Here is a 26730-nt window from a genome sequence, read left to right as displayed (position 1 = left end):
TGCATTCACGCGACCCGTATGACCGGCATCCATCTGCCTCCAGGCCTGGCACCCGGTCAGGCCCCGGACCCACAACCGCTGCGCACGGCGCTTGCCATCGACAAGCTGGCGGCGCTGCAGCCCGTGCCCGAGGCCACCGAGTCGAATGTCCAGAACTCCACCGGCCAGGCGATCCGCCACAGCCAGCACGCCACCGGCCCCAACGCCTTGGCAGGCCAGGCTACCTTGCTGCCGGGCACTTCGACGCAGGAATCGCTGAGCGCGGCGGCGCGGGCCATCCTGGCGGTGATGGACGGTACCGAGGCCCAGCCGGTGCGCAGCGCCGGCCCGCTGCTGGCCGCCGCGCCCACGCCAGCGTCGGCGCAGGCTGCGGCGTCGGCGCTTGCCAACACGGTCGGGCAGAGCGGCCTGTTCTACGAATCGCACCTTGCACAGTGGGTTGCCGGCGCACGCGCGTTGCCCGGCATCCGCCAGGAGCCGCAGGCGCAAGTACCGGTGCCGGCCCGGGCGGCTGCCCCAGGCGGCACTGCGCAGGCCGCCGCAACCACGCTGCCGTCTGCGCTGCTGACCTATACCGGCGGTGCCGCAGCGGCAGAGCCGGGGCGGCCCTCAGCGCCGCCGCTGATTCCGGCCTCGCAGGTGCTGGCTGAAGCGCTGGCCTCGGCCGGCAATCCGCGCGTGGCCCACAGCCATGCGGCGGCGGAACAGGCGCTGCGGCAAGGCGCCGCCACCACGGCGGCCTACAGCCGCGAAGCCGCTGCCGAACCGGGGGCCCAACGCCAGTCCGCCGCGGCGCTGGCCACGCAGGCCTACCAGAGCACCGCGGAGGCTGGCGCGCGCGCTGCAGCGCCGGACAGCCTCATCCCCCACGCGGCGCGCGCCGCCGCTGGCCTGCCGGACACCGCCTCGGCAGACGCCGGCAGGCAGGCCGCGGCAGCCGGCCCGGCCATCCATCCGGCAACCGAAGGCGTGGTCCGCCAGCAGCTGGAATTGCTCGCCACGCAGCAGTTCCGCTTTGCCGGCGAAGCCTGGCCCGGCGTGCCGATGGAGTGGGAGTTGCTACGCCCCGACGCGGATGGCGCAGCGCAGGCCCATGACGACAGCGCCCGGCCATGGTCCAGCCGCCTGCGGCTGCAATTGCCGAGCCTCGGCATCGTCGAAGCGGTGCTGACACTGGGACCGGCGGGGCTCGACGCCCGCGTGGCAACGCTTGAGACCGATGTCGCGGCGCGTTTCATCGCGGCACGGCCGCTGCTGCGCAACCAGCTCGAGGCGCAGGGCATCGTGCTGCAGCGCCTGAGCGTGCAGACCCAGGACAACATGACGGTAGGAGCGGCGCGATGAGCGAAGCGGCGCAAGACCGCGGCGCGGCGATCGCGCTGTCCTACCAGCACAGCGACAGGGCCCCGCGCGTGGTCGCCAAGGGCTATGGCGTGGTGGCCGAAGCCATCATCGCCCGCGCGCGCGAAGCGGGCGTCTATATCCACGATTCGCCCACCCTGGTGAATCTGCTGATGCAGGTCGACCTGGACAGCCACGTGCCGCCGCAGCTCTATGTGGCCGTGGCGGAACTGCTGGCGTGGATCTACCACCTTGAAGCGGGCAGGGCCGCAGGCGCTGAAGCGCAGGCCTGAACCGGCAGGCCTTCCTGACGACAAGAGCCCCTGGCCGCTTGCGCGCGCCAGGGGCTCTTTGCGTTCAGGGCAGGCCGGTGGGCTTTACACCGCCATATTCATCATTTCCTGGTAAGCCGCCACCAGCCGGTTCCGCACCTGCACCCCGGTCTGGAACGACACATTGGCCTTCTGCAGGTCGACCATCACATCATTGAGCGCCACGCCGGGCTTGCCCAGCTCGAACGCCTCGGCCTGGCCGTAGGCGCGTTCCTGCGCGGCGTTTATGCGGCCCAGCGAGCGCTGCAGCTCGCCGGCAAAGCCGCCGCCGACCGGCGCGGCGGACTGGCTGGCACTGTTGCCCGAGGCAACCTGGGACATCCCGCGCAGTTGCTGCAGCATGCTCTCGATGGAAGAGATAGTGGTCATTTGGGTCGTTGTATGCCGGTCCACCGGCAGAGTTCGTCTTGTGGTGCGCCCTTGCATCACAGAGTAGCCTGCCGGCAGGCGGGCCTCAGGCGGTTCGCACCCAGTTTCAGCCCCCGCAGAGTACCCGCCGGTGCCGCCCCACCATGGGCCGAAATCGGACAAAAAACCGCGTCTATTCGCCGGATTGTCGCGCTCAAGTCTGGCCGATCATTGCCACCGTGCCGGAAGAGCGCGGGCTGTCGTCCCGTGCTGGCTCCGGAAATCACCAGACAATCATCGATTCGGGAGTACGCGTGTTTTCTCTGCAGCGTAATGTGAGCCGTGCCGTGAGCCGCGCCGACGACCAAGGCGGTCAGCATCGCCCGTGCCGTCGCCAGCATCGCGGCGCCGGATCCGGAGCACGCGCATGACCGCGACCGTGGCACTGCCCGGGCGCCCGGCAGAAGTGATCGAGCGCCTGAAGGCCAACCCGAAGCTGCCGCTGATGCTGGCCGGCGCCGCCCTGGCCGCGGCCATCGCGGTGGGCGTGCTGTGGTCGCGCAGCCCGGACTACAAGGTGCTGTACAGCAACCTGTCCGAGCGCGATGGCGGCGCGGTGCTGCAATCGCTGCAGCAGATGAACGTGCCGTACAAGTTCGCCGAAGGCGGCGGCGCGGTCATGGTGCCGGCCGAGAAGGTGCATGAGACGCGCCTGCGCCTGGCATCGCAGGGCCTGCCCAAGAGCGGCACGGCCGGCATGGAGCTGATGGACAACCAGAAATTCGGCATCAGCCAGTTTGCCGAGCAGGTCAACTACCAGCGCGGGCTGGAAGGCGAGCTGGCGCGCTCGATCGAGTCCATCGCCGCGGTGCAGTCCGCCCGCGTGCACCTGGCCATCCCCAAGCCGACGCTGTTCGTGCGCGAACGCCAGAAGCCGACCGCGTCGATCGTGCTGCAGCTTTACCCGGGCCGCGCCATCGATGAAGGCCAGGTCGCTGCGATCAGCCACCTGGTGTCGTCGAGCGTGCCGGAGCTGACGCCCAAGTCGATCTCGATCGTCGACCAGCACGGCAACCTGCTGTCGAACACCGGCAACGAGCGCATGCTCGACGCGACCCAGCTCAAGTACGTCCAGGCGCTGGAGCAGAACTACCTGAAGCGCATCGAAGCGATCCTGACGCCGATCGTCGGCAAGGACAACGTGCGCGCACAGGTGACCGCCGACGTCGACTTCTCCATCGTCGAGCACACCGACGAGAGCTACAAGCCCAACCAGGACCCGACCCGCTCGGCGATCCGCAGCCAGCAGACCAGCGAGTCGACCCAGCAGGGTGTCACGCCGCCGGGCGGCGTGCCCGGGGCGCTGTCGAACCAGCCGCCGGCTGCCGCCGCCGCGCCCGTGACCACGCCGCAGACGCCGCGTGCGGGCCAGGCGCCGGGACAGGCCGGTGCTCCGGCTGCCGGGCAACCGGGACAGCCGGGGCAAGCTGCCCAGCCAGGTCAGGGCGCCCAGGTCGCCAATGCCACCGCTTCCAGCGGCCCCAGCAGCAATCGCCGTGACTCCACCGTCAACTACGAACTGGACCGCTCCGTGCGCCACGTGCAGCAGGCACCGGGCGGCGTGCGCCGCCTGTCGGTGGCGGTGGTGGTCAACTACCGTCAGCAGGCCGATGCCAAGGGCAAGCTCGTGGCCGAACCGCTGCCGCCGGCACTGCTGGCGCAGATCCAGAACCTGACCAAGGAGGCGATGGGGTTCTCGGCCGACCGCGGCGACTCCATCAACGTGGTCAACAGCCCATTCACCGCCGAGCGCGAGAAGGCCGCGCCCGAGGTGCCGCTGTGGAAGCAGCCCGACATGATCGAGCTCGGCAAGACCCTTGCGGGCTACCTGCTGCTGGCACTGCTGGCGCTGTTCGTGTGGTTCAAGGTGGCGCGGCCGGTCCTGCGCCGCTACACCTCGCCGCCGCTGCCGGCGCCGGAACCCAGGGACGAGACCGAGGCAGTGCTGCTGCCGCCGGACGAGCCCGCCAACCCGGAAATCCTGCGGCTTGCCGCCAAGTATGAAAGCGACCTCGCGCTGGTGCGCGACGCCGCACAGCGCGACCCGCGCCTGGTCGCCAGCGTGATCAAGAACTGGATTGCCAATGACAACCGCTAAGGGCATCTCCGAATCCGGCCTGCAAAAGAGCGCCGTCCTGATGATGGCGATCGGCGAGGATGCCGCGGCCGAGGTGTTCAGGCACCTGTCGCAGCGCGAAGTGCAGGAGCTGGGCTCGGCCATGGCCACGCTCAGCTCGGTCACCCGCGAGGAAATGGCCGAGGTGCTGGGCGAGTTCCGCACCGAGACCGAGCAGTACCTGGCCCTGAACGTCGATTCCAACGCCTTTATCCGCAGCGTGCTGAACAAGGCGCTGGGCGAGGAACGCGCCCAGTCGGTGATCGAAGACATCCTGGAGTCGCGCGATCCGGGCGGCGGCATCGATTCGCTGAACTGGATGGACGCCACGGCCATTGCCGAGCTGATCCGCGACGAGCATCCGCAGATCATCGCCACCATCCTGATCCACCTGGACCGCCAGAAGTCGTCCGAGGTGCTGGCGCTGTTCACCGACCGCCTGCGCAACGACGTGATCCTGCGTATCGCCACCTTCGGCGGCGTGCAGCCGGGCGCGCTGCAGGAACTGACCGACGTGCTGACCAAGCTGCTGGCGGGCCAGAGCCTGAAGCGCAGCCGCATGGGCGGCGTGCGCACCGCGGCCGAGATCATCAACCTGATGAGCACCGCGCACGAAGAGGCTGTGATCGACGGCGTGCGCCTGCACGACGGCGACCTGGCGCAGAAGATCATCGACGAGATGTTCCTGTTCGAGAACCTGCTCGAGGTCGACGACCGCGGCATCCAGCGCGTGCTCAAGGAAATCGCCACCGAGTCGCTCATCGTCGCGCTCAAGGGCGCGCCGCAGGAACTGCGCGACAAGTTCATTCGCAATATGTCCACCCGCGCCGGCGAGATGCTGCGCGAGGACCTGGACGCGCTGGGCCCGGTGCGCGTGTCGCAGGTCGAGGCCGAGCAGAAGGCCATCCTGCAGGTGGTAAGGCGCCTGGCGGATGCGGGCGAAGTGCAGATCGGCGGAGGCGACGATGCCTATGTCTGAGGCAAACCCTGAGCGCGGCCAGGCCGCACGCCGCGCGCCGCGCGGCGACCCGCTCTCTTCCCTTGCCGGCAACGGCGCGGCCGCCGATCCTGGCGGCTTTGCGCCGTTCGAGCCCCCGCGCCGCGCGCGTGGCGGCGCGGCCGGCTGGCAGCGCTGGCAGATGGGCTCGCTCGATCCCCGCGAAAGCGAGCCGCCCGAAGCCCTGGCCGCCATGCCATCCGAGCCCGCACCGCCGCCGATCGATTTCGAGGCGCTCGACGCGATGCGCGAAGGCGCGCGCAAGGAAGGCTATGCCCAGGGCTACACCCAGGGGCAAACCCAGGGCTACGGCGACGGCCACCGCGAAGGCTACGCCCGCGGCCTGGAAGCCGCACGCAACGAGGCCACGCAGCTGCAGGCGCTGGCCACCAACTTCCGCAGCGCGCTCGGCGGCGTAGACGACCAGGTCGCGCGCGCGCTGGTGTCGCTGGCGCTCGACGTGGCGCGCCAGCTGGTGCGCACCGCCCTGGCAAACGACCCCGCGGTGCTGCTGCCGGCCGTGCGCGAGCTGCTGACCAGCGAACCCGCGCTGTGCGGATCGCCCAGCCTGCTGCTGCATCCCGACGACGTGGCGCTGGTGGAAACCCACCTGCATGGCGAACTGGCGGCCGCCGGCTGGACCGTGCGCGCCGACCCGTCGGTGGCGCGCGGCGGCTGCATCGCCAGCGCCGCCAGCGGCGAGCGCGATGCCACGCTGCCTACGCGCTGGACCCGCGTGGTCAAGGCGCTGGGCCGCGACGATCCATGGGAGCCGCCACATGCCTGATGCCGCCGAGCAAGCCACGCCCGCGCCGGATTCCGCGCTGGCCCACGCGCAACGCTGGATCGGCGCGCTGGACAGCGCCGCGGCCGGCATCGCCGGGCTCGACAGCAAACGCAGCTGCGGCCGCCTGACGCGCGCCGCGGGCCTGGTGCTCGAAGCCGTGGGCCTGCGCCTGCCGGTGGGCAGCGACTGCCTGATCGAGCTGCCCGCCGGGCAGTTCACCACCGACAGCAATGCCCCGCGCACCGCGGAAGCGGAAGTGGTGGGCTTTGGCGCCGACCGGCTCTACCTGATGCCGCAATCCGATGTGGTGGGCTTGCTGCCGGGCGCGCGCGTCTACCCGCTGGAACCATCGCCGCAGCCGGCCGGCATCACCACGCCGCGCGAGCCGGGCTCCAAGCGCCTGCCGGTTGGCGCCGGCCTGCTGGGCCGCGTGCTGGATGCCGCGGGCCGCCCGCTCGACGGGCTGGGCCCGATCACCGCCGCCATGGAGGTGCCGCTGGCCGGCGAGCAGATCAACCCGCTGATGCGCGCGCCGATCGAGACTGTGCTCGATACCGGCGTGCGCGCCATCAACGGCATGCTGACGGTAGGACGCGGCCAGCGCATGGGACTGTTCGCGGGCTCGGGCGTGGGCAAGAGCGTGCTGCTCGGCATGATGGCGCGCTATACCAGCGCCGACGTGATCGTGGTCGGCCTGATCGGCGAACGCGGCCGCGAAGTGAAGGAGTTCATCGAGAACATCCTTGGCCCCGAAGGCCGCGCACGATCAGTCGTGGTGGCCGCGCCGGCCGATACCTCGCCGCTGCTGCGCATGCAGGGCGCCGCCTATGCGACGCGGCTGGCCGAGTATTTCCGCGACCAGGGCCAGCATGTGCTGCTGATCATGGACTCGCTGACGCGCTACGCCATGGCGCAGCGCGAGATCGCGCTGGCCATCGGCGAGCCGCCGGCCACCAAGGGCTATCCGCCCTCGGTCTTTGCCAAGCTGCCGACGCTGGTCGAGCGCACCGGCAACGGCCCCGAAGGCGGCGGCTCGATCACGGCGTTCTACACGGTGCTGACCGAAGGCGACGACCAGCAGGACCCGATCGCCGATTCCGCGCGCGCCATCCTGGACGGCCATATCGTACTGTCGCGCAGCCTGGCCGAATCCGGCCACTACCCGGCCATCGACGTGGAAGCATCAATCAGCCGCGCCATGACCGCGCTGATCCCGAATGAGCAGTTCGGCTCGGTGCGTCGCTTCAAGCAGCTGATGTCGCGCTACCAGCGCAACCGCGACCTGATCAGCGTAGGCGCCTATGTGCCGGGCAACGACCCGGAGCTGGACCTGGCGATGCGCCTGCACCCGCGCATGGAAGCCTTCCTGCAGCAAGACATCCACGAGCGCGCCGGCTACGACGACGCCATCGCCCAGCTTCACAGCCTCTTCGACAGGAGTGAACATGCTCAAGCATTCACCGCTTAATACGCTGGCTGACCTCGCCCAGAACGATACCGATGCCGCCGCGCGCGAGCTGGGCAGGCTGCAGGGACTGCGCACGCAGGCTGAGCAGCAGCTCAACCAGCTCACCGAGTACCGCCATGAGTACCGCGCGCGCATGCAGGTGGTGGCCGCCGAAGGCATGACCTCCAGCCGCTGGCAGGACTTCTCGCGCTTTCTCGATTCGCTCGACCATGCCATCCGCCAGCAGGGCGCGGCGCTGGCCAAGGCCGAAGCCGACCTGCTGGCAGGGCGCAACCACTGGCAGCACCAGAAGCGCCGCCTGAACTCGTTCGACACGCTGATCGCCCGCGCCGAAGCGAAGGAAGAACAGGTTGCCGCGCGCCGCGAGCAGCGCGCCAACGACGAATACGCAGCCCGCCTGGTCCGCACCACGGCCAGCCGTCTCAGCGAAGCCTGACCCAGGCCACCCCCGTAGCCAACTCCATGATCGATATCAGCCAGATTGTCAGCAGCGCCGCCAGTGCGGTCGAAGGCGCCAGGCGCGCCAGCGCCGACGCAACCGCGAGCGGATTCGGCGACGCGCTGTCGCGCGCCCGCGAAAGCAGCAAGGCGCCCGCGCCGCCGGCCGGGGAAACCGCCGCGCGCGACCAGCCCGCATCGCGCCAGCCCGCGGCGCAGGCCGACGCCGGCAAGCCGCAGCCAGCCGCCGCGGCCGGCAAGAAGCCCGCGGCCGGCCACAAGGATGAAAACCAGGACCAGGATGACACCGCGGCGGCCACGCCGACGGATGCCGCAGCCGCTGCCGCAGCGGCCCTGGCACTGATGCTTCCCGCCGCAGCCCCGGCCAGCCCCGCTGCCGCGCCGGCCGGCGCGGCGGGTTCCGCCCTCGCCGGCGTTGCCGACACCGGCGCCGCCGCACTGCAGGCGGCACTGGCAAATGCCGCGCAGCCGGCCACGGCAGATGCCCAGGCCGAGGCCATGCCGGCGGCCGCCACGCCGCTGCCGGACACGCTGCAGGTCGTCACCACCGAAGCCCGGCCCGCACAGCCTTCGGTTGCCGACACGCTGGCCACCATCGCATCCCAGCGCGCCGCGATGCAGGCCAGCGCCAGCGCAGGTACCGACGGCAAGGCCGGCACGGCGCAGGCCATCCCGGGCGACGTGCTGGCCGTCCAGCAGCAGGACGCCAGCGGCCAGTCTGCCGGCGGATCGGGCAATCGCCCGGAAAGCGGCATCGCCCGGCACCGCGCCGATCCGCTCGCCGCCAACCCCGGCACGGCGGATGCCAGGCCCGTGGCAACGCCGTTCGCCGCCGCACAGGCTGCCGCCCGCACCGGCGAGGCTACCGCGGCCAGCCCCGACAACACACCAGCCGTGGCCGCCGCGCTGGCCGGCCAGGCTACCCCGTCGGCTACTGCAGCCGCTGCGGCCGCCCGTCCCGTGGTCACCCCGCCGCTGTACGACAGCCAGTGGCCGCAGGCCCTCGGCCAGCAGATGATCCGCATGAGCACGCAAGGCCAGCAAAGCGCCGAACTGCAGCTGAACCCGCCCGACCTCGGGCCGCTCAAGGTCGTGCTCAACGTGGTCAACGACCAGGCCCAGGCCCAGTTCGTCTCACCCCACCAGGCCGTGCGCGCCGCGGTGGAAGCGGCGCTGCCGCACCTGCGCACCGCGCTGTCGGAAAACGGCATCCAGCTTGGCCAGACCTCGGTGGGCGCAGACGGCTTTGCCAGCCAGGCGGGCAATGGGAACGGGCAGCAACAGCAGGCACCGGGGAATGGGCGCGGGCAAACCGGCTTTGGTAGCGGCACGCTGGCGGCTGTTGAGCCGGCGGCAGGGGCCAGTACGACGGTGCGTCCCGCGCGTGTGCTTGGGCGTGGCGAGATCGATACGTTTGCCTGAGTTCGCGCTGCATAGCGAGTGTTGATTGCGCCACGGAGAATGCAAGGCCGCCCGACGGGCGGCCTTTGTTATGTCAGCGGCAGGGCGATTCATGTATTTCGCTCACAATCCTGCAACCAGATTTAACGGATTGCTGCTAGAATCAGTAAACATTTTTGCTTACCCTTGACTTTCCCTGAGGTGCAGAAGAATTCGGGTGAAGCAGAGTGAATTCCGGCGATGGCTCGCCGGACAGGGCGCCACCTTCAGTGAAGGCGCGAAGCATGTGAGGGTGTATCTCAATGGCAGGAAGACCACGCTGCCACGGCATCCCAGCCACGAGATCCGGGAGGGGTTGCGCAAGTCGATTCTCAAGCAACTCGGCCTGTCATGAGTCTTCCATCTCACGCCCCAACTTGCCCTTGTCGTCAAAGGAGTCCCAATATGCTGCGTTTCCCTGCCAACATCGTCCCGGACGACGGTGGCTTTGCTGTGTCGTTTCCCGATATCCCCGAAGCCCTGACCAGCGGCGACACCATCGAGCAGGCCCGCGAGATGGCCGCCGATGCGCTCGCCACGGCCATGGAGTTCTATTTCGAAGATGGCCGCCCGGTGCCACTGCCGTCGAAGGCAAAACGCGGCCAGCATCTGGTTGAACTGCCGGCCAGCGTGTCGGCGAAGGTGCTCCTGCTTAACGAGATGATCGCGCAGGGCGTGACGCAGGCGGAACTGGCGCGCCGGCTGAATACGCGCAAGCAAGAGGTGCAGCGTATCGTCAACCTGGACCATGCGACCAAGATCGATACGATCGAGGCTGCATTCCGGGCGCTGGGGAAGCGGCTGGAACTGACGGTTGCCTGACCGCGCCAAGGCGTCCGCAAACCTCCACCCATGACTTTCGACCTGTTCGACGACCTGCCACCGAGCGGCCCCGCCAGCCCCGCCATCGAACCCCTCGCCGACGGCGCCGTAGTCCTGCGCGGCGTGGCCCGTGCGGATGCCGAAGTGCTGCTGGCCGACGTCCAGGCCATCATCGCGCTTGCGCCCTGGCGGCACATGATCACCCCCGGCGGGCTAAGAATGTCAGTGGCGATGGTCAACTGCGGCACGGTCGGCTGGGTCTCCGATGCGCGTGGCTATCGCTATGACCCCGTCGATCCGCTGAACGGAAAGCCGTGGCCGGAGATGCCGGCGAGCTTCCGGAAGCTGGCCACCACTGCCGCGGCGCAAGCGGGTTTTGCCGGTTTCGAACCGGATGCCTGCCTCATCAATCGCTACGAGCCGGGCACCCGGCTCTCGCTGCACCAGGACCGCGACGAGCGCGATTTCAGCGCGCCCATCGTTTCGGTCTCGCTGGGACTGCCCGCGGTGTTCCTGTTCGGCGGCATGCGCCGCGCCGACCGCCCGCAGCGGGTGCGGCTGGCGCATGGCGACGTGGTGGTGTGGGGCGGGCCGTCGCGGCTGGCCTTCCACGGCGTGGCGCCGCTGGCCGACGGCGACCATCCGCTGCTGGGGCGGCTGCGCATCAACCTGACATTCCGCAAGGCGCTTTAGCCATCACCGCCGCCTTGGCACTTTGCCGGGGGTTTTCTACAGTCAATGGACTGTCCTGAACGCCACCGTGCAAAGGCCCACACCATGCATCTCGACGGCTCCTGCCATTGCGGCGCGATCCACTTCTCGCTTGAATCCGACTCACCCAGTCCGTATATGCATTGCCATTGCTCGATCTGCCGCAAGACGGCCGGCGGTGGGGGCTACGCGATCAACATCGGCGGCGACGCGGCCACGCTGCGCGTGCGCGGGCGCAAGCACCTGGGCATTTACCACGCCGTGCTGCGCGAACCCGGCAAGCGCGCGCGGCGCTCGCCGGCGCAGCGCCATTTCTGCGTGAAATGCGGCAGCGCGCTGTGGCTTTGGGACCCGCGCTGGCCGGAGCTGGTGTATCCGCATGCATCGGCTATCGACACGCCGCTGCCGCGCCCGCCGGAGGTGGTGGAGGCCTCGCTGGAATCGGTCGCGCCCTGGGTCGACGTGCCCAAGGGCAAAGGCCATGTGCACTGCGACACCTGGCCGGAGGAATCGCTGGCGGACTGGCACAAGCGGCACGGCCTGTCGTCGCGCTGAAAGACTCCCGTTCGCGATATGAACGTTTTCATCGGCCGGCCTTGGCAGCTCAGGCGGGCAGGAACCCTTCGACGGTCAGGTAGCGCTCGCCGGTGTCGTAGTTGAAGCCCAGCACGCGCGCGTTGGCCGGCAGCCCGGGCAGCTTCTGCGCGATCGCGGCCAGCGTGGCGCCGGACGAGATGCCGACCAGGATGCCTTCCTCGCGCGCGCAGCGGCGTGCCATCTCGCGCGCGGGCTCGGCATCGACCTGGATCACGCCGTCGAGCAACGAGGTATCGAGGTTCTTCGGGATAAAGCCCGCGCCGATGCCCTGGATCGGGTGCGGCGCCGGCGCGCCGCCGGAGATCACCGGCGAGGCCACCGGCTCCACGCCAAAAACCTTGAGCTGCGGCCACTTGTCCTTGAGCACGCGGGCGCAGCCCGTCAGGTGGCCGCCGGTGCCGACGCCGGTGATCAGCACATCCAGCCCCTCGGGGAAGTCATTCAGGATTTCCTGCGCGGTGGTGCGCGCGTGCACGTCGACATTGGCGGGATTCTCGAACTGCTGCAGCATCCATGCGCCCGGCGTGGCCGCAACCAGTTCCTCGGCGCGAGCGATCGAGCCCTTCATGCCCTTCTCGCGCGGGGTCAGGTCAAAGGTGGCGCCATAAGCCAGCATCAGGCGGCGGCGCTCCACCGACATGCTGTCCGGCATCACCAGCACCAGCTTGTAGCCCTTGACCGCGGCGACCATGGCCAGGCCGATGCCGGTATTGCCCGAGGTCGGCTCGATGATGGTGCCGCCCGGCTTGAGCACGCCACGGCGTTCGGCGTCTTCCACCATCGACAGCGCGATGCGGTCCTTGATCGAGGCGCCGGGGTTGCTGCGCTCTGACTTGATCCAGACCTCGTGGCCGTTGCCGAACAGCCGGTTGATGCGGATATGCGGGGTATTGCCGATCGTCTGCAGGATGTTCTGGACCTTCATCGTGTTCTCCGTGGCGGGCGCGGTGTCGCAGGCTTGGAAGCCGCTGGCACCGCAGGATCGAATGACGGGATGATTTTAGAGCAAGGCGCCGCTCGGGCTGCCCGACTGCCACCGTGATCGTGATGCTGGTGCGCGGCTGAAGCGCGCGCAGCGGGTTACTTGCGGAACACCAGGCTGAAGTTGTTGGCCGGCATCGGCACCGGCTCGTCGCAGCGCATGCCCTGCGCCTCGCCCAACGCGATCACGGCTTCCATGTCGCGCACGCCCCAGTCGGCATCGGTGGCGCGCAGCTGCGCGTCGAAGGCGGCGTTGCTGGGCGCCGTATGCGCGCCGCCGCGGCGATAGGGGCCGTACAGGAACAGCACGCCGCCCGGGCCCAGCAGCTTGCCGGCGCCTGCGAAGAGCGCCTCGGCCGCAGCCCACGGGGCGATATGGATCATGTTGATGCAGACCACCGCATCCGCGGCGTCGATGCCCCACGGCTGGCGGCAGACATCCAGCGCCAGCGGCGCGCGCACATTGGCCAGGCCCGCATGCGCGGTCCACGCGGCGATCGACGCGCGCGCGGCGGCTTCCGCATCGCTTGGCTGCCAGGTCAGTCCCGGCAACGCTGCCGCGAAGTGCACGGCATGCTGGCCGGTGCCGCTGGCAATTTCCAGTACCGTGCCGCTGGCGGGCAGCACTTTGCGCAATACCGCAAGGATCGGCTCGCGGTTGCGCTCGGTGGCGGGCGCCATGCGGCGTGCATCGGGGTCTTGGGTGGAGCCGGTCATGATGGCATGCTCAGCGGGGGAAAGCGCCTAGCGTAGCAGAATCGGCGCGCCGGGGGGCGCGCTGCCGCAGTGCGTCAACGGCCCCCCGGAATCCGGTAGATCAAGCGCTCAAACTTGCGCGTCGTGGCCTGGCCCACGACCGTGCCGCCAAGCGACTCTGCGATCCGGCGGCTGGGCCAGTTCGGTTCGGCCACGGGATAGACCAGGTGCGCCGGCGACAGGTTGTCCTGCGCCCATTGCGCCAGCGCAGTGACCGCTTCCAGGCCGAAGGCATGGCCGTGGCAGTCCTCGCGGATCCAGATGCCGAGTTCCGGCGCGGGCGTGTCGGCATGGTGCAATCCCGCCAGCCCCAGGAACAGCCCGTCGTCGGCACGCCGGATAGTGAGCACGAATTCCGAGCCTCGCGCCATGCCTGCCAGCCAGCCTTGCCACACGGTCTCGAAAGCCGCCGGCGAGGGCGACGGATCCCAGTCCATGAATCGGGCAAGCGTCGGGGTGATGCAGGCAAACGCCTCGGCTGCGTCGTCGCCACGAAAGGGCAGCAGGCTGAGGCGCGCGGAGTGGATGTGCGGAAGCTGGTCAGGCATGACGGGCGGGAGGCTGGGCATGGTGCCGGAGTTGCCATGTTAAACGATCGCGCGCCAACAAAAAACGGCGGGCCGAAGCCCGCCGCCCTCATCCTGGCACTGCGCGACGCGTCAGGCCTTGGCCAGCCTGACGCCGGTCGGATCGGCCGTCAGGTAGCCCACGGCGGCACCGAAGCGGTCCTTGTAGTTGGCCATCACCTTGGCTTCAAGCGTCGGCCGGACCTTGTCGTGCAGCGGCGATTCCCAGTCGCCAACGTGCTGGAAGTTGCTCATCACATAAGTCCAGCCGTTGATCTCGTCCACCGCGTGCAGGCCCGTGGATTCGGCGCCGACCGGGCACGACAGCACGCGGCTGAGCACCTTGGTATCGACGTTGTACGCCCACAGGAAGTTGTTGACGTGGGTATTGCTGTCCTCGCCGACAAACAACGTGCGCAGCTTTTCCGAGAACTTCAGGTTGTCGGGCGTGGCGACCTTGTCCGGGTTGGCAAAGTTGCCCAGCGCATCCTGCTGCTTCATCTTGCCGCCCCCCAGGTCTTCGCTGACCAGCGCGGGCACCGCCGCCATGTCGACCGGCACCCATTCGCTGTTGATGGCCGTGCCGGTCTTGTCGGCCTGGCCGCCCTTCAGGTTCAGCTCATAGACCGCGCCGGAGTATGGGCCTTCCACCTGGATATCACCGGCGTTGGCGGCATTGCCCGTGAGCATGCTCGACTCGATGCGGGACATGGCCGAGTAGGCCTTCTTGTCCTTGATGTTGACCGTGGTGCCTTCCATCTTGGTGAAGCCCAGGCTGCCGCCGACCAGGGCGGCGTAGCGGTGCGTTTCCAGGAACGCCGCGGCCTTTTCCATGCCCGGCATCAGCTTCACCCAGTTCGGCTTGCCGTTGTAGATGATGCGGGTGTAGCTGACGTCAGCGGGATCGGTGGTCTTGACATCCATGATGTCGGCCAGCCTGATGCCGCCGTCGACCAGCGCGCGGATTTCGGCACTGGTGGCGCTGCCCAGCCTGATCCACGACAGCGTGGCGCTGCCCGGGCCCACGCCCGAGGTCTGGTGCCACTTGGCCACGTACAGCGTGCCGGACGACAGGTCGCGGGCGCGGTCGGCGATAAACAGGAACAGGCCGCCGTTGGTGGCATCGTCGCCCATCAGCACGGTGCGTTCGTCGGGCATGACCTGTACCAGCTCATGCGAGATGCGGCCCAGGCAGTAGTGCTTCTTGATGGTGCCGGTGCCGTCCGGGTTGACCGTGACTTCCGGCAGGTGGCCGTAGTTGTAGGCGTTGGCGCGGGCCGGGTCGCCGTACAGGTTCTGGCTGTAGCCCTGCAACTGCGTGACCGCGCTGGCGTTCAGCAGGTCGGTCTCGTACTCCTCGCTCGACAGGTGGGTGTTCCACGGCGACAGGCTGGCGCCGCAGGTGATCCACAGGCCGTTGACGCCCGAGGTATCGACATTGTGGTACTTGACCGGGGTCAGCTTGCCGGTGGCCGGGTCCTGGTCCAGCGTCACCACGGCGATCGGCGACGGCAGCAGGCCGTACATGCTGACATTGCCCTGGTTGCGCGTGGTGTACTCGAACTGCACCACCGCAAACACCGTCTTGCCCTTGACGCCGGGCACGGTCGGGTTGGCCAGGGTCAGCAGTGAGCTGCCGTCCGGCGCGTCGGAGAAAAACTGGCGCTCCTTGCCGGCCACGGAGGTGTCCATGATCGGCTTGTTGTTGATGTCGTAGTAGCCGCCGGCCAGGATGGTGCCGCCCTTGCCGTCGGGCAGGGTGTCGCCGGTGATGAAGAACGGCTGGTAGGCCAGCTTGTAGGTCTGGCTGCTGCCGTCGCTGAACGACACCTTGAGGCTGGAGCCCACCGTGGTGGTCGCCATGGCGTCGGGCGTTGCCAGCGTCGGCGCGCTCATGCCAACGAATTCGGCCGTAGTGAACGTGGCCGCCTGGGCCGGCGGAAGCGGCGCGGCGACAGCGTCGTCGCCACCGCCGCAACCTGCCAGCAGGCTGGTGGAGGCAAGACCAAGCGGCAGCATCGGCGCGCCGGCCAGGAGCTTCAGGGCCTTGCGGCGGCCTGCATTGGGTTGTTCAAGCATGTTCTCGATCCGGGGAAGAGGAAGGGATATGTTGTTCACTGCGTATTTGCGCCGGTCCCGCTGGCGGGGCCGGGCACCTGTTGGCACAGGCGGGCGGCGGGCGGCATTGCGCATGGCCGGAGCGGATCGTAGGCGCTGTTTGTGACACCAAGTTGACGATACAACACAAAAGCGGCGCTTTCGGCTGAGCCAGGATGCCGCTGCGGTACACTCGCCCTTTGCATCCGCGGCTCCACAGGCGCGGATCCGTTGAATGCCGGCAGCCGCCGTTTCTGCCTACTTCCGCCCTTCCGCTTGCCCACTTACACGCTAGCCAACCCCGTCCGGGCCGAGATCGAAATCCGCAAGAGCCGCTTCCTGGCGCTGGCGCTGCCCGTTGCCGACCGTGACGCCGCCATGGCGGCGCTGCAGGCGCTGCGCGCCGAGCACCCCACCGCCACCCACGTGTGCTGGGCCTTGCTGGCTGGCGGCGCCTCGGGCATGTCCGACGATGGCGAGCCCTCCGGCACTGCCGGCCGGCCCATCCTTGAAGTGCTGCGCCACCATGACCTGGACGGCGTGCTGGCGGCGGTGGTGCGCTATTACGGTGGCGTCAAACTGGGGGCGGGCGGGTTGGTGCGCGCTTACACCGATGCCATCGCGGCCGCGCTGAAAACGGCCGAGCGCGTGGAACGCATCGCCTATGGCACCCTGACGGTGTCCGTCGACTATGCCGACGAGCCGCGCGTGCGCCGCTGGCTCGACTACGACGCGCAGCCGGGCTGCACGCTGGCCGACACCGCCTATGGCGCGCTGGCCACGCTGGTCCTGCGCATGCCCGCAACCCAGCTCGACGCCGCACGCGACGCCCTGCGCGACGCGACCCACGGACGCGCCCAATTCCCGGAAGCGGAGGATGAGGCCCATGGCTGAACGCGAGCTGGTGGCGCCCGACGACCGCGCCGAATTCACCGCAAGCGTGCTGCCAGGCAATACCCGCTTCGCCGCGCCGGCGGAGCTGAGCCTGCTGGAAGCTGCCTTGCTCGAAGGCGTGGCGCTGCCCAACTCCTGTCGCAATGGCACCTGCCGCGCCTGCGCCAGCCGGCTGCATGCAGGGACGATCCGCTATCGGATCAAATGGCCGGGGTTGAGTCTGGATGAGAGGGAAGAGGGGCTAATCTTGCCGTGTGTGGCTTGTCCGGCCAGTGATGTGGTGATTGAGCCGGTAAGTTTGGGGTAGGGGTCAGTCGAAGGTACTATTCGACACTTTTGTCGAGGTCGGGCAGCCGTGTCAGATCTTGCAGGAAGCCGAGACGAGACTTCGCCGTTCGCTCGCTCGGAGAAAACGCGATCACCTTCGTAACCGGATGACAGCGCGATATCCATGAGGCGTCAAGCCTGCCTCACCCCCCAACCGCCAGAAAAAATCGCAACGCCAGCTTCAACCCATCCGGCCCCGCCGGATCGGAGAACGCCTGCCCGCCTGCCCCGCCGCTCCAGGCGTGACCCAGGCCCTCGATCCGCACCAGGCGCACGTAAGGCGACTTTCCCTCCGTCCAGTCGAACACATCCATGGCACGGCGCATGCCGCGCTGGATGCGCCGTGCCGGCGCCGCGGACAACGCGTGCGCATCCTCCGGCTGCAGGTGCATCCACATGCCCGCCGCGGCGGTGGCGTTGCTGAAGTCGACCACGTGGTCGGCATCGCCATGCAGCAATAGCAACGGCGGCGGGCGGCGCCCTGCCAGTCCGAACCGCAGCGCCTGCATGGCCTTGGCATCGGGCCCGTGTCCCCCGCGCATGGAGCGCGCTGCCTGGGCGGCATTGCTGGCGCTCCATGGCACCGCGCCGGAGTGCGACCCCACTGCGGCAAAGCGTCCCGGATAGCGCAGCCCCAGCATCAGCGCCATCGCGCCGCCCGCGGACAGCCCCAGCACGCTGATGCGGTCCGCGGCAACCGGATGGCCGCGGCAAGCCTGGTCGATCAGCGCCATCAGCAGACCGGCCTCGACGCCACCCTGCGCGCCGGGCCGGAACCAGTTCCAGCAGCGCTGTGCGTTGGCCTGCGAGGTCTGTTCAGGCAGCAACACCACCCAGCCGGCTTCGCGCGCCACCGCGGCGGCGCGCGTGACCGCGGCAAAGCTGGCGGCATCCTGGCCGCAGCCATGCAGCAGCACCAGCATCGGGGCGCGCCGCGACGCCGTGACGCCGGCCGGCACAAAGATGCGGTAGCGGCGCGGCGCCACTGGTGCACCCCATGCGCCTTCTTCCCAGCGCCCGCTGCCGCGGTTCTGCGGCGCCTGCACCGGCGATACCACGCCCGACAGTGCGCGCTGCGTGGCGGCCGTGACTGCAGCCGATTGCTTCACCGCGTTGCGCACGATGGCCTCGGTCATCGGCCTGGTCAGGTTCTGGTTGACGGCGCGCTGCATGCGGCGCGCATTGCGGGCCGCGGCCTTGTTCAGCGTGGACCAGAGTTTTGCACCGGATGAGCGGGGCATGCGGCGTCCTGTCGGCTGGGGTAACCCATACATCATATGCGCAAGCTCAGGCCGCCTTGCATGCAACGCGTGCCGGATCACTGCCTACAATGCAAGGGCCGTGTCGCCCCGAGACATGGACAGGAGGCAAGCATGAGCGATGTGACAAACGAGTTCAGGCCTTTGGATCCTGGCCGCATCAACCTGATGGATCCGCTTGAAGTGCAGTACTGGTGCCGGGAGCTGGGCTGCAGCACCAGCGACCTGGAGAACGCCGTCGATGCCGCGGGCGACCATATCTCCGCGGTACGCGCGCAACTGGAGTCGAACCAGGCCGGCGCGCGGCCTGGCTGAAATCCCGAGACAAACGGTGGCAGGCAGGCATCCCCGGCTGAGCGGGGATGCCTGTGGAGCGTGCCACGTGAGATGTCGGCGCCGTGTCCGTTCCATGACGGCATGCGCGGCACGCATCAATCGCATGCGTGCATGCAGTCCATACCCCTGTTAAATGCAGTGCAGACCGGAATTCAGCAATGCCTTATTCGCTGGACGGCAGTTTTGCTGCATGATTTCCGGCCCGGGCAAAAGACCCGGCACTCAAGACTGGGACAGCTTGACAACACCATGTCGGAAACCAAGGGGTTACCAACACTAGGACGCATCGACAATGAACACCAGGCTGCCGATTATCACGGTTTGCACCGCCTTGCTTGCACCTGCCGCGTGGGCCGGCAATGACCCGCACTGGAGCTACACCGGACCGACCGGTACCAGCCACTGGGCCGAGCTCGACCAGGACTACAAGACCTGTGCGCTGGGCAAGCACCAGTCGCCCATCGATATCCGCACCAGCAAGGCCCGGCCTGCGGACCTGAAGCCGATCGGCTTTGGCTACGCCGCGGCGCCCGCCACCGTGGTCAACAACGGCCACACCGTACAGGTCAACCTGCCCGCAGCGGGGCAGATCGAACTCGACGGCGTGCCCTACAAGCTGCTGCAGTTCCACTTCCATACGCCGAGCGAAGAGAAGATCAACGGCAAGGCCTATCCGCTGGTCGCGCACCTGGTGCACCAGAATGCAGAAGGCAAGCTGGCGGTGGTGGCGGTGCTGTTCAAGTCCGGGCGGGAGAATGCGGCGCTGAAACCGGTCTTCGCGAGCCTGCCGGCCAAGGCCGGAGAGTCGCGCGAACTGACGGCGCCGCTGGATGTGGCGGCGTTGCTGCCGGCCCGGCAGTCGTACTGGGCCTTCACCGGCTCGCTGACCACGCCGCCGTGCAGCGAGGACGTGCGCTGGCAGGTGCTCAAGACCCCGGTGGAAGTGTCGCCGGCGCAGTTGGCCGCATTCCGTCAGCTTTATCCGATGAACGCCCGCCCGGTGCAGCCGCTCAACGGCCGCACGGTGCAGGTCAGCCACTAGAGGACGGCGCCCGATAGAAGTACCAATCGGGCGGCAATGACCGACTGTGCGCTCCCTCTCCCGCTTGCGGGAGAGGGGAGCAAGCCAGCGGCAGGGTCAGGACAGCCCGCGCAGCGCCAGCTCGCCGCCCAACACCAGCAGCCCGCAGAAGAACAGCTTGCGGAAGCGCTCGGCGCTGATCCGGTAGCGCAGCCACTGGCCCAGGAACATGCCGCCGAGCGCCGGCACCAGCGCCAGCGCCGAGGCGCCCAGCACCGGCATATGCAGCAGCGACCCGCCCATGGCCAGGCTCACCGCCAGCGCAATGGTCGATACCGTGAACGACAGCCCGAGCGCCTGCACCAGGCTTTCCTTGTCCAGCCCGAGTCCCTGCAGGTAAGGCACGGCGGGAATCACGAACACACCGGTCACCGCCGTAATGCCACCCGTGACCAGCCCGATCAACGGCCCGAGCCACCGCTCCGCCCCTGCCGGCACCACCAGCTTCACCGCTGCCAGCCCGACCACCGCGTACAGCACCAGCGCCACACCCAAGGCCGAGGTCGCGTGCGTCGTCATGCCGGCCGGCACCCATGCCGCGCACAGCCAGGTGCCGGCGCAGATCGCCACCAGCATCGGCCACAGCCGTAGCATCAGCTGCCCGAAGCGCGGCCCGCCGAACAGCTGCACCACGTTGGTCACCATCGACGGCGCCACCAGCAGCGCCGCGGCCTGCGCGGGCGGCATCACCAGCCCCAGCATGCCCACCGCAACCGTGGGCAAGCCCAGGCCCACCACCCCCTTGACAAAGCCTGCCAGCAAGAACGTCAGGCCGATAAAGGCGGCTTGGGTGGCGATTGCTTCCATCGTCATCGCTGCTCCCCCTCAGCCCGCCTTGTGGTCATGCACCGCGCGGCTGTCCGCCGGCGCCTGGTCGCGCTCGTTCAGCCCGTAGTCGCGCAGCACCTGCGCCACGCGCAGCCGGTAGCCGGCAAACACGCCGCCGCGACCGGCCGCCTGCGCCTGGCGATGAGCCAGCGTATTGCGCCAGGCGATCACCGCGGCCTCGTCGCGGAAGAACGACAGCGACAGCAGCTTGTTGGGGTTGGTCAGGCTCTGGAAGCGCTCCACCGAGATAAAGCCGTCGATGGCCTCCAGCTGCGGGCGCAGGTGCGCGGCGATATCGAGGTAGTTGTCCTGCCGGCCCGGCGCGGGCTCGACTTCGAAGATGACTGCGATCATGTTGTCTCCTGGGGGCAATGGCGGGAATCAAAGGAAATGCGGAATGCGTGCGTTCAGCGACGGACGATAGCGGAATGCCTGCGCCAGCGCGGCCGGGTCGGCCCCACGCGCACGCAGCGCCGCCACCGTGGCGGCAGCCAGCGCCTGCGCCAGGCGGTCGCCGGGACAGGCATGGCGGCCGTGGCCGAAGGTCCATGGCCGTTCGCCGGCCGCGGCACCACTGCACGACGCCGCGGCCAGCAGCACCAGCACCGCGTCGCCGGCCTTGACGGCGTGGCCGCACAGTTGCGCATCGGCGGCCAGGAAGCGCCGCGTATTCTGCACCGGCGGATCCTCCCGGGCGACCCGCGCCACCACGGCATCGAGCGGCAGCCCTGACTGCGTCGTGTCGCGACCCAGCCGCAGCAGCGTATTCCCGGCCAGCGCCGCGGTGGCTTCGCAGGCTTGCACCAGCAGGCCGATGATGTTGGCGGCGACCGCCTGCGCGTCGATGCCGGCGGCACGGGCTGCCTGCCGCAGCGCCGGCAGCGGCCCTGCGCCGTCCGCCGCATCGGCAAGCCAGTGCCCCAGCCATTGAGCGGCCTCGGCGCCTGCGCGCACGGCCGGTGCATCGGCCAATGGCGACTGCGCGCCGGCGAAGGCCGCAACCCGTTGTGCGGCTTCGGCCGCGCTGCTGCCTTCGTTGGCAACCGGCAGGCCAAGCAGGTCGGCGACCGTGACGACCGGCAGCGTGAACAGCCAGCGATTGATGCACTCGCCGGACATGGCGGCCCAGGACGCTTCGCCGGCATCGAGCACCGCCGCCAGCACCGTTGCGCGCTGCGCCGCGGCGGCCGGGTCGATACCCGCCAGCATCGGCATCAGCAGGGCCTTGAGCAGCGCGTGCGCGGCGCCGTCGTTCATCCGGACCAACCGGCCGAACAGCTCGCCGGCGGCGGTGCCGGCCAGCGCGGGCGGCACCGGCTGTGCGGGCGGCCGCACGCGGCAGTCGGAGTGGGCAAGCACGTCGGCCACTTCCTGCGGGCCGGCGGCAACCCACAGGCCAAGGCGGTCATCGCGGAAGAATGGCTGGCTGGCGGCCAGCTCCCGGTAGTACGGGTACGGGTCGGGATGGGTGACGGCGCTGAGCGGATCGATATCGGTATCGGGCATGGCGGCACAGTGGATGGAAGTGCTGAGTCCTTGCAGCGAACCCAGCGCCCGGGGGCGGGCGGACAGTCACATCATGCCGCCGCGGCGCAGGCCGAAGGTTCATGGTGACATGAACTATCGAATGAAGTGACGCAACGCCGCCACACCCTGGGACTTCACGCATCCATTCGCGCCAGCTCCCCTTCCCCTTGCGCCGCTTCCGTCGCCGGCTCGTCGTTCCGGTGCGCCAGCCGGTACAGCACCGGCAACACCAGCAAGGTCAGCGCCGTCGACGACAGGATGCCGCCGATGACGACCGTCGCCAGCGGACGCTGCACCTCGGCACCCGTGCCCGTGGCCAGGGCCATCGGCACGAAACCAAGCGACGCAACCAGCGCGGTCATCAGCACCGGCCTCAGCCGCGTCAACGCCCCATCGCGGATCGCCGCATCCAGCCCATGGCCTTCCTCGCGCAGCGAGCGGATAAACGACAGCATCACCAGCCCGTTGAGCACCGCCACGCCGCACAGCGCGATAAAGCCCACCGCCGCCGAGATCGACAGCGGAATGCCGCGCAGCCATAGCGCCAGGATGCCGCCGGTCAGCGCGAACGGGATGCCGGTGAAGACCAGCAGCCCGTCCTTGACGTTGCCGAACATGGCGAACAGCAGCACGAACACAATCCCCAGCGCCAGCGGCACTACTATGCGCAGCCGCGCGGTGGCGGACTGCAGCTGCTCGAAGGTGCCGCCCCAGCTGGTCCAGTAGCCCGCCGGGATCTGCACGCGCGCGCGGATGGCGGCCTCGGCCTCGGGCACGAAGCTGCCGATATCGCGCCCGCGCACATTGGCGCTGACCACGATGCGGCGCTTGCCGTTCTCGCGCGAGACCTGGTTGGGGCCCGGTGCGATATCCACGCTGGCGACTTCGCTCAGAGGGATATAGCTGGTGCGCGCTGCGGCTTCCTTCGGCAGCGGCACCGGCAGGCGCCGCAGCGCTTCCACGTCCTCGCGCACGGCATCGGGCAGGCGCACCACGATGTCGAAGCGCCGGTCGCCGCTGAAGAAGGTGCCAGACACCTTGCCACCGATGCCGATCGCCACCGCATCCTGGATATCGCTCAGGTTCAGGCCATAGCGCGCCGCCTTGTTGCGGTCGATCTGGACTGTCAGCATCGGCAGGCCGGTGGTCTGTTCGACCCTCACCTCGGCCGCGCCGGGGATGCCCTGCAGCACCGCCGCGATGCGATTGGCGGTCTGCTCCAGCACGGCGTTGTCGTCGCCGAACACCTTGACCGCCACGTCGGAGCGCACGCCCGAGATCAGCTCGTTAAAGCGCAGCTGGATCGGTTGCGAGAATTCATAGTTGTTGCCCGGCAGCTTGCCCACCTCATCGCGGATCGCGGCGATCAGCTGGTCGCGCGTGCGGCGCGGCTCGGGCCATTGCGACATGGGCTTGAGCATGATGTAGCCGTCGGAGATATTCGGCGGCATCGGGTCGGAGGCGATCTCCGCGGTGCCGGTGCGCGCAAAGATGCGCTCGATCTCCGGGAACCTGGCCTTCAGCGCGGTTTCCACCTGCTGCTGCATCGCCACGGATTGCGTCAGGCTGGTGCCGGGGATGCGCAAGGCCTGGATCGCCAGGTCGCCTTCATTCAGGCTGGGCACGAACTCGCTGCCCAGCCGCGTGGCAATGGCCAGGCACAATGCCACCGCCACGCCGGCAAACGTCAGCACCACTGGCGTCGCGGCCAGCGAGCGCTCCAGCAGCACCGCGTAGCGGCGGCGTGCCCAGGCCATTAGCCGGTTCTCGCGCTCAGCCACGCGGTTGCCGATAAACTGCGCCACCGCGGCCGGCACGAAGGTCACCGACAGCACCATCGCGCCCAGCAACGCCAGCACCACGGTGAAGGCCATCGGGTGGAACATCTTGCCCTCGACCCCGGTCAGCGCAAAGATCGGCAGGTACACCACCATGATGATCAGCTGGCCGTACAGCAGCGGCCGGCGCGCCTCGCGCGCCGCAGCAAAGACTTCATGCAGGCGTTCGCTGCGCGTGAGGGGATGGCCGTGGCGCTCCTGCGCATGCGCCAGCCGGCGCACGCAGTTCTCGACGATCACCACCGCGCCGTCGACGATGATGCCGAAGTCCAGCGCGCCCAGGCTCATCAGGTTGGCGCTGATGCGGTAGTGCACCATGCCCGTGAAGGTGAACAGCATCGACAGCGGGATCACCAGCGCGGTGATCAGCGCCGCGCGCAGGTTGCCCAGGAACAGGAACAGGATGGCGATCACCAGCACCGCGCCTTCCAGCAGGTTCTTCTTGACCGTGGCAATGGCCTTGTCGACCAGCGTGGTGCGGTCGTACACCGTGACCGCCTGCACGCCCTTGGACAGCGTGCGGTTGATCTCGGCCATCTTGCGGTCCACCGCCTGCGAGACCGTGCGGCTGTTCTCGCCGATCAGCATGAACACGGTGCCCAGCACCACCTCGCGGCCGTTCTCGGTGGCCGCGCCGGTGCGCAGCTCGCCGCCGGTCTGCACGGTGGCCACGTCGCGCACGCGGATCGGCAGGCCCTGCGCGGTGCCGACGATCACGTCGCGGATATCCTCAAGCGAGCGCACCTGCCCCGGCACGCGCACCAGGTACTGCTCGCCGCGGCGCTCGATATAGCCGGCGCCGACGTTGTCGTTGTTCTTCTCCAGCGCGCTCACCACATCGGCCAGCGACAACCCGTACGACGCCATGCGCTCCAGACTGGGCGCGACCACATAGGCGCGCGCATGGCCGCCGATGGCATTGACCTCGGTCACGCCGGGTACGTTGCGCAGCTGCGGGCGGATCACCCAGTCCTGGATCTCGCGCAGGTCCGACAGCGTATAGGGCGTGCCATCCGGCTTGCGCGCTCCGGGGTCGGCCTCGACCGTCCACAGGTAGATCTCGCCCAGCCCGGTCGAGATCGGGCCCATCGCGGGCGTGATGCCGGCAGGCAGCTTGTCGCGCGCTTCCTGGATGCGCTGGTTGACCAGCTGGCGCGCAAAGTGGATATCGGTGCTGTCGCGGAAGATCACCGTCACCTGCGACAGCCCGTAGCGCGACAGCGAGCGCGTCTGCTCCAGCCCGGGCAGGCCCGCCATCACGGTCTCGACCGGATAGGTGATGCGCTGCTCGGTCTCCAGCGGCGAATAGCCCGGCGCGGCAGTGTTGATCTGCACCTGCACGTTGGTGATATCCGGCACCGCGTCGATCGGCAGCCGGGTGTAGCTGTACAGGCCCAGCGCGGCCATGCCCAGCACCGCCAGCAGGACCAGCCAGCGTTGCTCGATGGCAAAGCGGATCAGACGTTCAAACATGCACGCCTCCCGCTCAGTGCTCATGCCCGGCGCTGGCTTTGCCCAGCTCGGACTTGAGGATGAAGCTGTTGGCCGCGGCGTAGCGCGCGCCGGCCTGCAGGCCCTCAGTCACCTCCACCAGCTTGCCGCCGGCGCGCCCGGTCTTGACCGGCTGCACCGCAAACCCACCCGGCACGGCGATGAACACCACGCTCTGGCCGTCGACCTGCTGCACCGCGTCGGCCGCCACCGTCACCGGCACCTGCGCCGGCGCGCCCAGCACGCTGACCGTGACGAACAAACCCGGGCGCCACGCCATGCCGGGATTGGCCAGCGTCACGCGCGCCTTGGCCGTGCGCGTCTGCTCGCCCAGCAGCGCGCCGACGTAGGACACCTTGCCCTCGGCCTGCGTGTCCGAGGCGCTCGAGCGCACCGTGACCGCTTCGCCAACGCGCACCTGGTCCAGGTCGCGCGCGGACACCACGAACTCCGCCCATACCGAACTCAGGTCGGAGACCGTGAACACGCTGGTGGCTTCCTGGACTGCTTCGCCCAGCGCCAGGTGCTTCTCGACCACGATGGCATCGAACGGGGCAAGCAGCGCAAACTGGTTCAGGCTGCCGCCCTTGCCCGCGCTGTTCTCCGTGGCGCCAATCGCGGTCAGCTTCTGGCGCGCGTTCTGCACCGCGATCTGCGCTTCCTCCAGCGCTGTGCGGGCCTGCTGGTAATCCTGCTCGGCGGAGATCTTCTCCTGCCACAGCGTCTTCTCGCGCGCATAGGTGGCACGCGCCAGCCCCTCGCGCTTCTGCGCCGCCAGCAGCTCGCTGCGCTGCTCGGCCAGCGTCGTGCTGGCGAGCAGCGCCAGCACTTCGCCCTTGCGCACCTGCTGGCCAAGGTTGGCCTGCACCGCCTGCGCCACGCCCGCCACGCGCGGCACCACGTGCGCGGTGCGGTCTTCATTGAAGCGGATCTCGCCCGGGAATTCGACGCTGCTGCGCAGCGGCGCCGCGGCGGCGGTGGCGATGCCGATGCCGGCCTGCTGAATCTGCGCAGGCGTCAGCGCGATCAGGTGCGGCTTGCCTTCGGCTTCCGGTTTCGCCGCGGGGGCGCTGGCGTCAGCGTGCGCGGCCGCCTTGCCTCCTTCCTTGCCATGTTCGTGCTCCTCGGCATGCCCGTGCCCGGCCTCGCCGGTGGCGCCGCCGCCCTTGCTGGTGGACAGGATCGCCGCGCCGCCCAGCAGCCCCGCGACCAGGATGGCCACCACGGCGGCCCGTTGTTGCTTGCTCATTGCCATGTCTGCAGCTTCCGTA

At 69.0% G+C, this 26730-nt stretch carries 27 protein-coding genes; 16 read left to right on the top strand and 11 right to left on the bottom strand.

The genetic code is table 11. The features are described from left to right. Positions 1-18 precede the first annotated feature (18 nt). Both fliK and AC1Q6V_RS10535 read left to right on the top strand, forming a co-directional pair. Entirely contained in the window at positions 19-1344 is a 1326-nt protein-coding gene (gene fliK, locus AC1Q6V_RS10540; protein ID WP_454750117.1) for a flagellar hook-length control protein FliK, read from the top strand. After that, a complete protein-coding gene (locus AC1Q6V_RS10535; protein ID WP_058697365.1) occupies positions 1341-1634 on the top strand; it encodes an EscU/YscU/HrcU family type III secretion system export apparatus switch protein in 294 nt (97 codons plus the stop codon). The genes fliK and AC1Q6V_RS10535 overlap by 4 nt, the downstream gene beginning before the upstream one ends. A gap of 84 nt (positions 1635-1718) precedes the next feature. Here AC1Q6V_RS10535 and fliE read toward each other — a convergent pair whose 3' ends face one another. Next, positions 1719-2042 (bottom strand): flagellar hook-basal body complex protein FliE, encoded by a 324-nt coding sequence (fliE, locus tag AC1Q6V_RS10530; protein WP_058697366.1) that lies wholly within the window; start codon positions 2040-2042, stop codon positions 1719-1721. Between the two features lie 406 nt (positions 2043-2448). On the opposite strand from fliE, the gene fliF reads away from it, so the two are divergent. The 10 genes from fliF to AC1Q6V_RS10480 all read left to right on the top strand — a co-directional run bounded on the left by fliF (position 2449) and on the right by AC1Q6V_RS10480 (position 11436). After that, positions 2449-4179 carry a flagellar basal-body MS-ring/collar protein FliF gene (gene fliF / locus AC1Q6V_RS10525; protein ID WP_010810687.1) on the top strand — a complete coding sequence of 577 codons (1731 nt, stop codon included), beginning with the start codon at positions 2449-2451 and terminating at the stop codon, positions 4177-4179. Continuing rightward, complete coding sequence (fliG, locus tag AC1Q6V_RS10520) at positions 4166-5176, top strand: flagellar motor switch protein FliG (RefSeq protein WP_010810688.1); 1011 nt, start codon at positions 4166-4168, stop codon at positions 5174-5176. Before fliF ends, fliG begins: the two co-directional genes overlap by 14 nt. After that, positions 5163-5981: a flagellar assembly protein FliH gene (fliH, locus tag AC1Q6V_RS10515; protein WP_011617819.1), complete on the top strand. Its 819-nt coding sequence runs from the start codon at positions 5163-5165 to the stop codon at positions 5979-5981. The genes fliG and fliH overlap by 14 nt, the downstream gene beginning before the upstream one ends. Then, complete coding sequence (fliI, locus tag AC1Q6V_RS10510) at positions 5974-7449, top strand: flagellar protein export ATPase FliI (RefSeq protein WP_058697368.1); 1476 nt, start codon at positions 5974-5976, stop codon at positions 7447-7449. Before fliH ends, fliI begins: the two co-directional genes overlap by 8 nt. Beyond that, the gene (gene fliJ, locus AC1Q6V_RS10505) at positions 7427-7885 is read left to right on the top strand and encodes a flagellar export protein FliJ (protein ID WP_035823346.1); all 459 of its coding nucleotides are present in this window, start codon (positions 7427-7429) and stop codon (positions 7883-7885) included. Before fliI ends, fliJ begins: the two co-directional genes overlap by 23 nt. A 26-nt stretch (positions 7886-7911) precedes the next feature. Beyond that, entirely contained in the window at positions 7912-9330 is a 1419-nt protein-coding gene (locus AC1Q6V_RS10500) for a flagellar hook-length control protein FliK (RefSeq protein ID WP_454750118.1), read from the top strand. Positions 9331-9526: 196 nt separating this feature from the next. After that, positions 9527-9703 carry a type II toxin-antitoxin system HicA family toxin gene (locus AC1Q6V_RS10495; protein WP_439672183.1) on the top strand — a complete coding sequence of 59 codons (177 nt, stop codon included), beginning with the start codon at positions 9527-9529 and terminating at the stop codon, positions 9701-9703. A gap of 50 nt (positions 9704-9753) precedes the next feature. Further along, positions 9754-10170 (top strand): type II toxin-antitoxin system HicB family antitoxin, encoded by a 417-nt coding sequence (locus AC1Q6V_RS10490; protein ID WP_010810694.1) that lies wholly within the window; start codon positions 9754-9756, stop codon positions 10168-10170. Positions 10171-10200: 30 nt separating this feature from the next. Further along, complete coding sequence (alkB, locus tag AC1Q6V_RS10485; RefSeq protein ID WP_454750119.1) at positions 10201-10863, top strand: DNA oxidative demethylase AlkB; 663 nt, start codon at positions 10201-10203, stop codon at positions 10861-10863. Positions 10864-10947: 84 nt separating this feature from the next. After that, positions 10948-11436, top strand: a complete 489-nt coding sequence (locus AC1Q6V_RS10480; protein WP_041688226.1) for a GFA family protein — start codon at positions 10948-10950, stop codon at positions 11434-11436. Between the two features lie 49 nt (positions 11437-11485). On the opposite strand, the gene cysK is transcribed toward AC1Q6V_RS10480, so the two are convergent. The 4 genes from cysK to AC1Q6V_RS10460 form a co-directional block, all read right to left on the bottom strand. Continuing rightward, positions 11486-12403: a cysteine synthase A gene (gene cysK / locus AC1Q6V_RS10475; RefSeq protein WP_454750120.1), complete on the bottom strand. Its 918-nt coding sequence runs from the start codon at positions 12401-12403 to the stop codon at positions 11486-11488. A gap of 155 nt (positions 12404-12558) precedes the next feature. Next, positions 12559-13176 (bottom strand): DUF938 domain-containing protein, encoded by a 618-nt coding sequence (locus tag AC1Q6V_RS10470; protein ID WP_439669422.1) that lies wholly within the window; start codon positions 13174-13176, stop codon positions 12559-12561. 74 nt (positions 13177-13250) lie between these two features. Further along, a complete protein-coding gene (locus AC1Q6V_RS10465; protein WP_011617843.1) occupies positions 13251-13763 on the bottom strand; it encodes a GNAT family N-acetyltransferase in 513 nt (170 codons plus the stop codon). A gap of 111 nt (positions 13764-13874) precedes the next feature. Then, positions 13875-15860, bottom strand: coding sequence for a PhoX family protein (locus tag AC1Q6V_RS10460; RefSeq protein ID WP_010810700.1), 1986 nt, complete (start codon positions 15858-15860; stop codon positions 13875-13877). Positions 15861-16154: 294 nt separating this feature from the next. Here AC1Q6V_RS10460 and AC1Q6V_RS10455 point away from each other — a divergent pair, with 294 nt between their 5' ends. Together AC1Q6V_RS10455 and AC1Q6V_RS10450 are read left to right on the top strand one after the other, a co-directional pair. Then, the gene (locus AC1Q6V_RS10455) at positions 16155-16772 is read left to right on the top strand and encodes an IMPACT family protein (protein WP_058697406.1); all 618 of its coding nucleotides are present in this window, start codon (positions 16155-16157) and stop codon (positions 16770-16772) included. Further along, the gene (locus AC1Q6V_RS10450) at positions 16765-17079 is read left to right on the top strand and encodes a 2Fe-2S iron-sulfur cluster-binding protein (RefSeq protein ID WP_058697407.1); all 315 of its coding nucleotides are present in this window, start codon (positions 16765-16767) and stop codon (positions 17077-17079) included. Before AC1Q6V_RS10455 ends, AC1Q6V_RS10450 begins: the two co-directional genes overlap by 8 nt. A 163-nt stretch (positions 17080-17242) precedes the next feature. Here AC1Q6V_RS10450 and AC1Q6V_RS10445 read toward each other — a convergent pair whose 3' ends face one another. After that, a complete protein-coding gene (locus tag AC1Q6V_RS10445; protein WP_454750121.1) occupies positions 17243-18340 on the bottom strand; it encodes an extracellular catalytic domain type 1 short-chain-length polyhydroxyalkanoate depolymerase in 1098 nt (365 codons plus the stop codon). A gap of 132 nt (positions 18341-18472) precedes the next feature. On the opposite strand from AC1Q6V_RS10445, the gene AC1Q6V_RS10440 reads away from it, so the two are divergent. Continuing rightward, complete coding sequence (locus AC1Q6V_RS10440; protein ID WP_010810704.1) at positions 18473-18673, top strand: DUF3606 domain-containing protein; 201 nt, start codon at positions 18473-18475, stop codon at positions 18671-18673. Between the two features lie 313 nt (positions 18674-18986). Beyond that, positions 18987-19736 (top strand): carbonic anhydrase, encoded by a 750-nt coding sequence (locus tag AC1Q6V_RS10435; RefSeq protein WP_010810705.1) that lies wholly within the window; start codon positions 18987-18989, stop codon positions 19734-19736. Positions 19737-19832: 96 nt separating this feature from the next. Here the strand turns inward: AC1Q6V_RS10435 and AC1Q6V_RS10430 are convergent, their stop codons facing one another. From AC1Q6V_RS10430 to AC1Q6V_RS10410, 5 genes are all read right to left on the bottom strand, one after another. Next, positions 19833-20588, bottom strand: a complete 756-nt coding sequence (locus tag AC1Q6V_RS10430; RefSeq protein WP_454750122.1) for a sulfite exporter TauE/SafE family protein — start codon at positions 20586-20588, stop codon at positions 19833-19835. 12 nt (positions 20589-20600) lie between these two features. Beyond that, positions 20601-20957: an antibiotic biosynthesis monooxygenase family protein gene (locus AC1Q6V_RS10425; RefSeq protein ID WP_010810707.1), complete on the bottom strand. Its 357-nt coding sequence runs from the start codon at positions 20955-20957 to the stop codon at positions 20601-20603. A 27-nt stretch (positions 20958-20984) separates the two neighbouring features. Then, the gene (locus AC1Q6V_RS10420) at positions 20985-22109 is read right to left on the bottom strand and encodes a cytochrome P450 family protein (RefSeq protein WP_454750123.1); all 1125 of its coding nucleotides are present in this window, start codon (positions 22107-22109) and stop codon (positions 20985-20987) included. A 155-nt stretch (positions 22110-22264) separates the two neighbouring features. Continuing rightward, complete coding sequence (locus AC1Q6V_RS10415; RefSeq protein WP_454750124.1) at positions 22265-25441, bottom strand: CusA/CzcA family heavy metal efflux RND transporter; 3177 nt, start codon at positions 25439-25441, stop codon at positions 22265-22267. Between the two features lie 13 nt (positions 25442-25454). After that, the gene (locus AC1Q6V_RS10410) at positions 25455-26714 is read right to left on the bottom strand and encodes an efflux RND transporter periplasmic adaptor subunit (protein ID WP_454750125.1); all 1260 of its coding nucleotides are present in this window, start codon (positions 26712-26714) and stop codon (positions 25455-25457) included. Between the last annotated feature and the right edge of the window lie 16 nt (positions 26715-26730).

It is taken from the genome of Cupriavidus sp. GW823-FHT07B10, from assembly GCF_058794355.1.
Note: the sequence above shows the minus strand (reverse complement) of the source record. Positions and strands in the feature narration are given on the sequence as shown.

What these genes read in the sequence shown, in the direction of transcription:
- AC1Q6V_RS10440 (WP_010810704.1), top strand. Translation starts at nt 18,473, where the DNA reads ATGAGCGATGTGACAAACGAGTTCAGGCCTTTGGATCCTGGCCGCATC.
- fliI (WP_058697368.1), top strand. Translation starts at nt 5,974, where the DNA reads ATGCCTGATGCCGCCGAGCAAGCCACGCCCGCGCCGGATTCCGCGCTG.
- AC1Q6V_RS10535 (WP_058697365.1), top strand. Translation starts at nt 1,341, where the DNA reads ATGAGCGAAGCGGCGCAAGACCGCGGCGCGGCGATCGCGCTGTCCTAC.
- AC1Q6V_RS10470 (WP_439669422.1), bottom strand. Translation starts at nt 13,176, where the DNA reads ATGACCGGCTCCACCCAAGACCCCGATGCACGCCGCATGGCGCCCGCC.
- AC1Q6V_RS10410 (WP_454750125.1), bottom strand. Translation starts at nt 26,714, where the DNA reads ATGGCAATGAGCAAGCAACAACGGGCCGCCGTGGTGGCCATCCTGGTC.
- fliE (WP_058697366.1), bottom strand. Translation starts at nt 2,042, where the DNA reads ATGACCACTATCTCTTCCATCGAGAGCATGCTGCAGCAACTGCGCGGG.
- AC1Q6V_RS10500 (WP_454750118.1), top strand. Translation starts at nt 7,912, where the DNA reads ATGATCGATATCAGCCAGATTGTCAGCAGCGCCGCCAGTGCGGTCGAA.
- AC1Q6V_RS10415 (WP_454750124.1), bottom strand. Translation starts at nt 25,441, where the DNA reads ATGTTTGAACGTCTGATCCGCTTTGCCATCGAGCAACGCTGGCTGGTC.
- AC1Q6V_RS10420 (WP_454750123.1), bottom strand. Translation starts at nt 22,109, where the DNA reads ATGCCCGATACCGATATCGATCCGCTCAGCGCCGTCACCCATCCCGAC.
- AC1Q6V_RS10465 (WP_011617843.1), bottom strand. Translation starts at nt 13,763, where the DNA reads ATGCCTGACCAGCTTCCGCACATCCACTCCGCGCGCCTCAGCCTGCTG.
- AC1Q6V_RS10450 (WP_058697407.1), top strand. Translation starts at nt 16,765, where the DNA reads ATGGCTGAACGCGAGCTGGTGGCGCCCGACGACCGCGCCGAATTCACC.
- cysK (WP_454750120.1), bottom strand. Translation starts at nt 12,403, where the DNA reads ATGAAGGTCCAGAACATCCTGCAGACGATCGGCAATACCCCGCATATC.
- AC1Q6V_RS10460 (WP_010810700.1), bottom strand. Translation starts at nt 15,860, where the DNA reads ATGCTTGAACAACCCAATGCAGGCCGCCGCAAGGCCCTGAAGCTCCTG.
- AC1Q6V_RS10430 (WP_454750122.1), bottom strand. Translation starts at nt 20,588, where the DNA reads ATGACGATGGAAGCAATCGCCACCCAAGCCGCCTTTATCGGCCTGACG.
- fliK (WP_454750117.1), top strand. Translation starts at nt 19, where the DNA reads ATGACCGGCATCCATCTGCCTCCAGGCCTGGCACCCGGTCAGGCCCCG.
- fliG (WP_010810688.1), top strand. Translation starts at nt 4,166, where the DNA reads ATGACAACCGCTAAGGGCATCTCCGAATCCGGCCTGCAAAAGAGCGCC.
- AC1Q6V_RS10445 (WP_454750121.1), bottom strand. Translation starts at nt 18,340, where the DNA reads ATGCCCCGCTCATCCGGTGCAAAACTCTGGTCCACGCTGAACAAGGCC.
- AC1Q6V_RS10435 (WP_010810705.1), top strand. Translation starts at nt 18,987, where the DNA reads ATGAACACCAGGCTGCCGATTATCACGGTTTGCACCGCCTTGCTTGCA.
- fliH (WP_011617819.1), top strand. Translation starts at nt 5,163, where the DNA reads ATGCCTATGTCTGAGGCAAACCCTGAGCGCGGCCAGGCCGCACGCCGC.
- fliJ (WP_035823346.1), top strand. Translation starts at nt 7,427, where the DNA reads ATGCTCAAGCATTCACCGCTTAATACGCTGGCTGACCTCGCCCAGAAC.
- fliF (WP_010810687.1), top strand. Translation starts at nt 2,449, where the DNA reads ATGACCGCGACCGTGGCACTGCCCGGGCGCCCGGCAGAAGTGATCGAG.
- AC1Q6V_RS10490 (WP_010810694.1), top strand. Translation starts at nt 9,754, where the DNA reads ATGCTGCGTTTCCCTGCCAACATCGTCCCGGACGACGGTGGCTTTGCT.
- AC1Q6V_RS10425 (WP_010810707.1), bottom strand. Translation starts at nt 20,957, where the DNA reads ATGATCGCAGTCATCTTCGAAGTCGAGCCCGCGCCGGGCCGGCAGGAC.
- alkB (WP_454750119.1), top strand. Translation starts at nt 10,201, where the DNA reads ATGACTTTCGACCTGTTCGACGACCTGCCACCGAGCGGCCCCGCCAGC.
- AC1Q6V_RS10480 (WP_041688226.1), top strand. Translation starts at nt 10,948, where the DNA reads ATGCATCTCGACGGCTCCTGCCATTGCGGCGCGATCCACTTCTCGCTT.